Below are 9,834 nucleotides of genomic sequence, written 5' to 3'. Positions count from 1 at the left end.
TAGTAATACAGATTTTCCTACAAACAATAATGCCGGTAATCCAATTAACAATATATCTTTTCTTGGTGAGGATGACTTCTTATCTACGATGAACAGCGCTAATAAATCATGGCGTGATAACAATGTAGTAAATGCCACTTTTACAACAAGCGATAATATAAAACTCAATTACTACAAAGTAGTCAATAAAGATGCCAAGGCTGTGATTGTCATTGTCCACGGCTACTGCGAATTCTGGTGCAAGTATCATGAGTATGTCTGGTATTTATGGCAGGCAGGCTATACCGTTTACTTTCTTGAGCAGCGCGGCCATGGATATTCTGAAGGCAAGCTCCCTGAACATGACGTAGTCTACATTGACAAGTTTGATACTTATGTAAACGACTTACAGGAATTCATACAAAACGTTGTAAAGCAAGGTGGCGAGAGCCTTCCACTACTTCTCCTTGCTCACTCCATGGGAGGAGCTGTAGCATCTTTATATTTGGAAAAGCATCCTGAAACTTTTAAAGCTGCTCTCCTTTCATCTCCCATGATCATGATGAACACAGGCAAAATGACCTCTTTTAAACTGAAGCTTGTAAAGCTATATATGATCCTTTTTCATAAGCAAAAAAGCCTGTGCCCTGGTCAGCATTATTTTAATCCGGTATCCAATTTTGCCAATAGCAGCACCTTATCTGAAGTACGCTTCAACTATCTTTTTAGTAAACGTATTGATGATATGCATTATCAGACAGCCGGAGCAAGCCTTGGCTGGGTCATGGCGGCCGTCGATGTAACGCAGCAGATATTAAAAGATGCTTATAAGATCAAAATTCCAATCGTCTTGATGCAGGCAGGCAAGGACACACTTGTAAAACCTGAAGGATTTGATGCATTTATGCAAAAAGTCCCTCAAGCCAGAAAAATCGTATATGAAGACTCAAAGCATGAAATATTTAATGCCAGTGAAGACATCCGTAAGAAGTATTTTAGGGACGTAATAGAACAATTGGATAGCTTTATAAAAGCTGGATGGTAGATTTAGACTACTTACGGATAAGATGAATTGATTTAGTTTTGCTTATCCGTAGTTTTGAAGAATTCTGAAGACTTTGAAATTCAATTTACAGATAAGGCACTTTGTATCACTACAGATTATCCGTAGTTTTGAAGAATCCTGAAAGTATTGTAACTATATTTGCGGATAAGGGATTATGTATCACTATTGCTTATCCGTAAATCTGAAGAATCCTGAAGGTACTGGAACAATAATTGCGGATAAGAGGCTGTGCATCACTACAGCTTATCCGTAAAACTTAGGAATCCTAAAGGATCTTAAACAATAATTGCGGATAAAGAACTGTGCTTCACTACAGCTTATCCGTAAGACTTAAGATTTCCAAAGATGCTGGAAAATATAATAAAGCAATAAAAAACTACCTTTTCTGATATTTACCCTCCTTACTGAACTTCTCAATGTTCATTAAAGCGGGTACATATCATAAAGGTAGTTTTTTCTTGATTACCAGATATGCATTAACAGGTAGTTATTTTATTTACCAAATATGCATTACATGCTGCATACAAAGACTCACAACAGTTATTCCTACCCAGCAGCAAGCTCCAAGAAGAATTGGCTTTCCGCCTGACTTGATAAGCTTTACAACATTGCTGTTAAGACCAATTGCAGCCATAGCCATGATGATGAAGAACTTACTAAGTTCTTTTAAAGGACTGAATACATCAGCTGAAACGCCGCAGTTTACAGCAATTGTTGTAATAATAGAAGCTATTATGAAGTATACTATAAACATAGGGAAAGCTTTCTTAAAACTAAAGCCATTAGCCTGAGTGTTCTCTTCTTTTGCCTTTTTAGCTCTGATCATAGCAAGAACAAATGTAATAGGAATAATTGCAAGTGTTCTTGTAAGCTTGACTGTTACAGCCTTATCAAGAGTCTGACTTCCAAGATTCCACATACTATCCCAGGTTGAAGCTGCAGCTGTAACTGAAGAGGTATCATTGACTGCTGTACCAGCAAATATTCCAAATGCTTCACCTGATCCTGTATCAAATCCAATCATCTGACCAAAAGCTGGGAAAAGAAGTGCTGCAAGCACATTGAAGAAAAAGATAACAGATATAGCCTGTGCTACTTCGTCATCATCAGCATCAATAACAGGAGCAGTTGCAGCAATTGCTGATCCGCCGCAGATTGAAGATCCAACACCTACAAGAACTGAGGTATTGCCCTTAATATGCATTACCTTCTGAAGCAGATATGCTATAAGAAGGGAAGTTGATATAGTACATACAATTATGGGAAGTGACTGCTTGCCTGTTTCAAGTACTACACCAAGGTTCATACCAAATCCAAGAAATACAACTGCAGCTTGAAGAATTATCTTTGATGTAAATTTAATTCCATCAGTTGCCTCTTTCTTATCGTTCCAGAATAAAGTGATGATCATTCCTGCGATTATAGCGATTACAGGCCCTCCGATAATTGGGAACTGCTTTCCAAGTAGCCATGACGGCACTGCTATTGCAAGACATACTAAAATTCCAATCCAGTTTTTCTTAATAAAACTCATTTTATAAACCTCCAAATTTAATTCTTATAATATACAGGATCTTAAAATTGTTTATCCTGTTATATTTCTACGATTATTACTCTTTTAATTTCCTGTTTTACGGATAAGCAGTAATGAATCACAGCCCCCTTATCCGCAAATTTTCTTCCAGAACATTCAAGAGTCTTCTACTTTACGGACAAGCAATAATGAGACACAGCCCCTTATCCGTAATCTATGCTACGCCACATCAAAGCCCTCTATTTCTTACTCGCAGGCTCTATTATATGCATCTATTACCAAAAGATAAAATTATATATTATAATATATCCATAAAAAATATTTATCGTTATCCATAAAACTACACACTTATACCAAAAACAGATAAATATGCTAAATGAACATGTTCATTTAATTTGCTATTCAATATTACTTTTCAACCCTTTAACGCGATGATCGTATACGAAGTACTCTTCTGCGTCATAGCATTGGCATATACATAACCTAGCTGCTTATAAACATTCATACTTACCTTAAAATATTTCAATCACACAAAGGAGCCCTTATGCTGGATTTTAGAATCGACACATTTTTATGTGTCTGCAAAGAAATGAATTTCACACATGCTGCCCAGAAGCTCAATATCACGCAGCCTGCTGTTTCGCAGCACATTAAATTTCTTGAGAAGGAATATAATACTAAGCTTTTTATCCAGGATGGCAAAAAGCTCTTTTTAACAGATTCAGGTAAGCTTTTATATAAGAAAATGAATCAGATCAAAAATGACGAGAGTCGGCTTAAAGCCAGCCTCAAAAACAGTGAGCACGAAAGTCATAACCTCTCCTTTGGAGTGACAATGACAATTGGCGAATATGCCATTTCTGCCCCCATAAGCAGGTTCATTAAAGAGCATCCTGAATCTAATATAGAGATTCATTTTGGCAATACCAAAGAACTTTTAAAAGATCTGCAGGATGGTATTATAGATTTTGCACTTGTAGAGGGATATTTTCCTGAGAATATATATGAAACGCTAGTGTTCAAAACCGAAGAATTCATCCCGGTTTGTGCCTTAGATCATGAATTTATAAAAAGGCCCCAGAAACTCAAAGACCTATTTGAAGAGCGTCTTCTTGTAAGAGAGCAAGGCTCCGGAACCAGGAATATTCTGGAGCGAGTTCTTGCGATACAGAATTATGACATAACCAACTTCCAGCATTATATCCAGGTCGAGAACATGCATACGATCAATCAGCTACTTATATCAGATTGCGGCATATCTTTTCTTTATAAAGCAGCTGTGGAAAAAGAACTTGAGGATAACCTGATAAGACAGATCCCTTTAAAAGACTTTGACATAAAACATGACTTTACATTCATCTGGCCCAAAGACAGTATCTTTTCAAATGATATAGAAAAAAGATGTAACGAAATAATGAGTTATGTATAAGTCAGGTTATCTCAAAACAGTAACGAAAGAAAGCATTTTGTTTAAGTCAGTTGATCTCCTCCATAACCTTGGCGAATTCCTTCTGGAACTCATCCTCTTCTTTGGCCACCAAAGCTCTGTAAGATGAGACAATTTCACTGTCAACTATTTCTGACGAAAGAAATTTAAGTGCTTTTACAGCATTTTCAGTTTTAAGAGTAACCTGAGTATAGACAGGTCCAATAGAGAGAATCTTAAGAGCATCATCTGCACTGATAAAGCCGCTTGTGGTAATGCCATACATATCATAAATGGTATCTATGGCAATAGGGCCTATTATGACATCATAATCAGCGTATATATCAGTTTTATTATTTCTATTATTATTGATATACTCATACCACTTGGCGTCTCGCTCAAATTTTAAGACCTTGATATTTTCAAGATCAAGCTCATAGCTGTTGATATATGTGCTGCGATCCTTCCTGATCCTGGCCCAGCGCCTTGAAAAGTCAAGGTCAGTACTTAAATAAAAGCCCTGGCCGAAATCAGCATTTTTTCTTCCAACATGAATATCCGGAACTTTGATTTCTTCAAAACCTGTGTGATATAAATACATATTTTATCCTCATTAGACTTTCTGAAAATCCAATATTAAAACCCACGCAATGCCCTTTGCCAGGCGCATGTCAGAATCCCTGAAATGATTGCCGGGATTAAGTTCAAATATTGTATCAATTCCAAGACCTTTAAATCTTTCATAAATTTCATTGGTCTTATCTTCTACGGTGCGCAGGAGTTGATGCCTTGTCTTGGCCTCTTTATCTCCTAGGGAAAAATATACTTTTGAAGGCTTAGAGCAAAAGTCATTCTTACTGGTATAGTCCATAAAATCAGGATACCACATTGATCCTGATGCACTCACGGCTTTACTAAATACATCTGTATTATATAAACAGTAAATAGAAAATAATCCGGCTAGAGAATATCCAGCAATTATGCGGCATGTAGGCTTATTCTTTAGCTCTTTTTCTATAACAGGAATGATCTTATGAGTCAGCGTATCAATGTATTTATCGGCGCCGCCGGTACAAGGATTATCGTTTTTGCTAAGGGCAGGGCACTCCCAGGGCGACATCTCGTCGTCCCAGTTAATATCACTTATTACAGCAAGACAGAACTTTTTATCTGTCATATCTTTAAGCGCTGCATAAACCTGACTGCCATCGCCCTCAAATGTATTTATAATAACGAGTGGCGCAACATCCTCCATATCACCATAAATATAGATATGTTTATCTTCGGCAATGATCATATGCTTATCTTCAACATTCATCAGGCTTTAACCTTTCGATAAAAACTCCCTGCTTAATCAAAGCAGTCCGGAACTTCCTTAACTCCTCTGGCCATGCAGAGTGCAGATGATGGCCCCTTGTAAGACAAAGGATTTCCCTCAATATCAGTGACTTTGCATCCGGCTTCCATCGCAATAAGCGCAGCTGCCGCATAATCCCAGATCTGAATCTTGAGTTCATAATACAAGCCGCACCTGCCCAATGCAACGCAGCACATATCCCACGCGGCTGTGCCTGATCTTCTAAGATCCACGCATAATGGGAGCAGCTTTTTGGCTATGTCAAAAGATCTGTCTCTAAGCTCTTCATAATACGGCGCAGTTCCAAAACAAGCCAGGCTGTCAGAAAGAGGCGCATCTGTAGACATTATCTTCTCTCCGTTCATATACGCACCCTTGCCCGCAGTAGCCCAGAACATCATGTCATCATATGGATTATATACAACAGCCATATAAGGTTTTCCGTCCTTTAAAAGACCTACTGAAACTACTGATGGTCTGTATTCGTAGATAAAATTAGAAGTGCCGTCTATGGGATCTATTACAAAGCAATAGCCTTTTGCCATTTTGGAAGCAAAAACGTCCTGCCCATCCTCTTCTCCAAGAAATTCTGCTTCAGGAAGCAACTTTTCAAATCTTTCTATAAGGAATTTCTGAATCTTCTCATCCGTCTCAGTACAGAAATTGGCATGGCCTGATTTCTCCATGATCTTGGGACGAACAGCAGTCAACATGATGTTTCCTGCCTCTTTTACAATAGCTATGATATCTTCAATTCTAAGTTCTGACATATTCCTGCTTTCTGTTATTTGTTCACACATTAATGAAAAGATTTTTGTACTTTATATCATTGATCAAATCTTTTACTTATATTTATTATCCCACTGATATTTCTTAAGATCTACCTTCCCTTCTACGACCTCGATTCCTTCTGCTTCAAGCAGCTTTGCTTGCGCACCTGCGCCGCCAAAAGCAAATTCTCCGGCAAGTTCTCCCTTTGAATTGACTACTCTAAAGCAAGGAATGTTGTCAGGATCGGGATTTTTATGAAGTGCATTGCCTACAGCCCTGGCCATCTTCTTGTCGCCAGCGGCTTCAGCAACCTGGCCGTAAGTAGCCACTCTTCCATAAGGAATCTTTCTGACCGCATCATATATTCGCTTTGAAGGACTATCTGAAATTAGATCATAGCTTTCAGCGATCATCAGCTTTATATCCTTATCTGGAATACTTCCATCAAGGATTATGGTGCTCCAGTGCTCCTTGTTCTGATGATAGCCGGGAATTACCGACTTGTAAGCATTTCGCCAAAAGAAAGCCTTCTCCGGATCAGTTTTTACATTTAAATTTATAAAGCCGTCTCTTTCGTAGGTCCAAAGAAAAGCCTTTTGGTTGTACTTATACCTTACGAGCTGCCAGTTCTGATCATGAAACGGTGCATCCTGATATGTATCAGCAAAAGACAAGCCGTATTTCAAAGCCTCGGCCCTTATCTTATCAAGATTCATCTATGACACCTCCTAAGCTTATTATCTGTATATTACCATGGTACAGTTTTTGTGTAATTATCAATTTGTAATTCATTTTTCTTTATCTTTAAGCATAGCATCCCTTATAGCCTTAGCCAGTACTTCTTCCGGAGCGTTTGCAAGTGCCTCTGCTTTTGGACTCTTCTTTGGCTTTAAGCTATTTAGATCATCTTTAGGATTTTTTCTGGAATCGTCAGCCATATAATACCATCCTTGCCTTACTTTAAGATCTTGTTATTGATAAATCCAAAGATCTTTTCATCAAATATATTTATGATCAATTTCTTTTCCCTATAAACAGAGCCATTATTCCTTAATAATCCTGTCTTCGTATGATCCGCCAAAATCTGAAGCCTGCCAGGTGTTCTCACCTGATCCGTAGATATCAACAAACTCTTTAGTATTTGTATTATAAGTTGCGTTGTGATAACTAACATAGATTGTCGTGTCATCTTCAGTGGTTTCAGAATAATTTATATTAATAATACCATTGTCTCTTTTGTAGATATCACCTACTTCAAATCCTTCAGCTTCTATTTCAGCTGCAACATCATAACCGCAGATTTTGGCAAGTTCTTCTTTGGTAATAGAAGTTCCGACATATTCTTTGAAGTCGCCTGTTTCTTCATCATAATAGAAATAATAATTTTTCCAGGTATGGCCAATACACATTCCCTTGTCATCTTCATTACCTTTTTCATAATCGATTTCGCCGTCATACATACTTACTGTTAAAGCGTAACCATCAACATAATCCGGTTTTGAGAAAGCGCCTCTTCCGAATATGACTGATCTCTCTGCTCCGTTTTCATCTACATAGAAAAGGTAAGATGCGCATTCGGTCGTATAAGATTCTGTTATAGATACAAATATCTTACCGTCTTCCATGGTAAAAGAATTAATGATTTCTTCTACTTTATTAGCGGCAATGTAGGCATTTTCTACGACAACTTCGCAGCTTTCCTTATCTACATACCATATGTTTCCAAAGGCTTCGCCAAATTCATCAGGCTCTTCACCTATATATACAAAGGCTTCCAAAAATCCATCATCATTAAAATCATCAGTAATATAAGCTCTTGCTTCTTCTTTATCGGCGCCAGCCTCTTTTACAGCCTTTTCTACAAGTTCATCTTCGCTAAGACCGCCATTTTTGCCTACTTTCTTAGTTGTCCCCAAAGCTGTTGAAGCAGCTGTACTACTATCAGATGCGCTTTCATTATCTACGGAATCACCGTTTGAAGAATTGCTATCAGAGCTATTTGCTTCTGAAGTGCTTGTTTCTGAAGTGCTTGCTTCTGCAGAACTTGATTCTTCTGTATTAGCGTCATCAGATTCTGATGCACTATTTTCTAATGAAGACTCAGCCTGAGCCTTATCTTCATCTGAAAGACTGATCATATCTGATCCTGATGAACAAGCTGATAATAAAAGAGCACTTGCCATAATACCACAAACCACTTTTGATTTAATAAAACTTTTTTTCATATAAAACTCCTTAAATAGGGTATTCCAAACACTTAATCCCCTGTATATCTTAATCCTTATTTAGATTCTTTATCTATAAGGTCATTAAGAGTCTCAAAAAATTCTGGATAATCTTTTTTCATGCTAATAGGTCTTCCTTCAGCATTCAGGAAGCAGTGTGAGCTTGTGCCTGTGCAGACAACTGTGCCCTCCTCATTCTTCATCACATATGATAGAAAAAGCTTTACGCCCTTAAACTCTTTTACAGCTACATCTATACTGATTGTATCAGGATAAGTTGTAGCCTTTTTATAATCACAGCTTACGCTAAGTACCGGTGATATTATTCCTTCATCTTCAAGTTTGGCATAGTCCCAGCCACTTCTTTTAAGAAAATCAAGTCTTGCCTCTTCCATCCATCTTATGTAATTTGAATGGTGCGTTATGCTCATTTTGTCAGTTTCATAGTATTGAACATTGTGAATGTAACTCATTTATCGTCTCCTGTTTAAGATTCTACCCATTTTTAATTTCATTTCAGTTTGTGAAAAAAACTACCGTCCTCTTCATTAACACATGTTTTATTATAGTAGTTATAGTCAACCATGACTTCTTGATGCGTCGACATTAACTTTTCTATCAGAACAACAATTCATTCCCTATATGTAATGGCACATGCGCATACTATTATAACATTATATTCCCTGAAGCATATCTTTTTTGCTCAAACCATTGTTCTTTCCTGACCTAAGCATGCCGGAATTAGCTGCAGCAAAGTATAAAAATCTAGGGAATTTGTTAGTTTTAGTATATATATTCTCAAATTTTTGACCATTACTTATCATGCTTCCAACATTTAAAAGAGACTGATATACGTGCTTTCCAGGACCATTTGCTCCAAAGCCAAGCACCTGTCCCATCATCTCTCCTGCGCCAATCGCTATGCCTCCGCAGTACTCAAATCCGCTTTTGCTACAGAAATCTTCCACCATGCCAAGAAGATTTTCGATCTGCTTACTCTCATAAAAGCCCATATTGGCTACAACATAGAGCTTTCTTCCAGAGCCAGACTTTCTCTTTTCAAGATATTCCATAAGTCGTAAAGCGGCAGCAGGAATACCATCTACATAAAGAGGCATGCCAAGAACTACATTATTTGAAGATTCAATGATCTTTGCTATAACATCTAAATCATTAAGATATGAAGATAGGTTGATGTTTTCGATTTCTTCATTTTTGTTTGAGGAATCATTATTGCTCTCGGCTTCTTTATTTTGGTTTGAAGAAAGATTATTGTTTTCGACTTCTTCATTTGGGTTTGAAGAAAGATTATTGTTTTCGACTTCTTCATTTTTATTTGAAGAAAGATTATTGTTTTCAGCTTCTTCCTTTAGATTTGAAGATATAACTTCAAGGAATCTGCCTGAATTTGAATTTGTCCCTCTCATACTGCAATTTATAAAAAGAGTCTTTTGACCTTTTATATCTTCATTAATT

At 37.3% G+C, this 9,834-nt stretch carries 11 protein-coding genes; 2 read left to right on the top strand and 9 right to left on the bottom strand.

Features of this window, described 5'->3' with window-relative positions; translation table 11 throughout:
• Window positions 1-1,024, top strand: a 1,024-nt coding sequence (locus K6G87_RS04020) for an alpha/beta fold hydrolase (protein ID WP_296834223.1), incomplete at its 5' end; no start/stop codon positions are given.
• A 517-nt stretch (window positions 1,025-1,541) separates the two neighbouring features.
• Here K6G87_RS04020 and K6G87_RS04015 read toward each other — a convergent pair.
• The gene (locus tag K6G87_RS04015) at window positions 1,542-2,579 is read right to left on the bottom strand and encodes a YeiH family protein (RefSeq protein WP_296834221.1); all 1,038 of its coding nucleotides are present in this window, start codon (window positions 2,577-2,579) and stop codon (window positions 1,542-1,544) included.
• Window positions 2,580-3,123: 544 nt separating this feature from the next.
• Between K6G87_RS04015 and K6G87_RS04010 the strand changes: the two genes are divergently transcribed.
• Window positions 3,124-4,008, top strand: coding sequence for a LysR family transcriptional regulator (locus tag K6G87_RS04010; protein ID WP_296834219.1), 885 nt, complete (start codon window positions 3,124-3,126; stop codon window positions 4,006-4,008).
• A 46-nt stretch (window positions 4,009-4,054) separates the two neighbouring features.
• Here the strand turns inward: K6G87_RS04010 and K6G87_RS04005 are convergent, their stop codons facing one another.
• From K6G87_RS04005 to K6G87_RS03970, 8 genes are all read right to left on the bottom strand, one after another.
• Window positions 4,055-4,606: a DUF3990 domain-containing protein gene (locus K6G87_RS04005; protein WP_296834216.1), complete on the bottom strand. Its 552-nt coding sequence runs from the start codon at window positions 4,604-4,606 to the stop codon at window positions 4,055-4,057.
• 12 nt (window positions 4,607-4,618) lie between these two features.
• Window positions 4,619-5,323, bottom strand: a complete 705-nt coding sequence (locus K6G87_RS04000; protein ID WP_296834214.1) for an alpha/beta hydrolase — start codon at window positions 5,321-5,323, stop codon at window positions 4,619-4,621.
• 32 nt (window positions 5,324-5,355) lie between these two features.
• Window positions 5,356-6,132 carry an inositol monophosphatase family protein gene (locus K6G87_RS03995; RefSeq protein ID WP_296834211.1) on the bottom strand — a complete coding sequence of 259 codons (777 nt, stop codon included), beginning with the start codon at window positions 6,130-6,132 and terminating at the stop codon, window positions 5,356-5,358.
• A 72-nt stretch (window positions 6,133-6,204) separates the two neighbouring features.
• A complete protein-coding gene (locus K6G87_RS03990; RefSeq protein ID WP_296834208.1) occupies window positions 6,205-6,849 on the bottom strand; it encodes a methylated-DNA--[protein]-cysteine S-methyltransferase in 645 nt (214 codons plus the stop codon).
• A gap of 72 nt (window positions 6,850-6,921) precedes the next feature.
• Window positions 6,922-7,071: a hypothetical protein gene (locus K6G87_RS03985; RefSeq protein ID WP_296834206.1), complete on the bottom strand. Its 150-nt coding sequence runs from the start codon at window positions 7,069-7,071 to the stop codon at window positions 6,922-6,924.
• Window positions 7,072-7,176: 105 nt separating this feature from the next.
• Window positions 7,177-8,358 (bottom strand): hypothetical protein, encoded by a 1,182-nt coding sequence (locus K6G87_RS03980; RefSeq protein WP_296834203.1) that lies wholly within the window; start codon window positions 8,356-8,358, stop codon window positions 7,177-7,179.
• 56 nt (window positions 8,359-8,414) lie between these two features.
• Window positions 8,415-8,831 (bottom strand): acyl-CoA thioesterase, encoded by a 417-nt coding sequence (locus K6G87_RS03975; RefSeq protein WP_296834200.1) that lies wholly within the window; start codon window positions 8,829-8,831, stop codon window positions 8,415-8,417.
• A gap of 201 nt (window positions 8,832-9,032) precedes the next feature.
• Window positions 9,033-9,834, bottom strand: an 802-nt coding sequence (locus K6G87_RS03970) for a hypothetical protein (RefSeq protein ID WP_296834197.1), incomplete at its 5' end; no start/stop codon positions are given.

This window comes from Butyrivibrio sp. (assembly GCF_024699075.1).
This window is presented reverse-complemented; position numbering and strand designations above follow the sequence as displayed.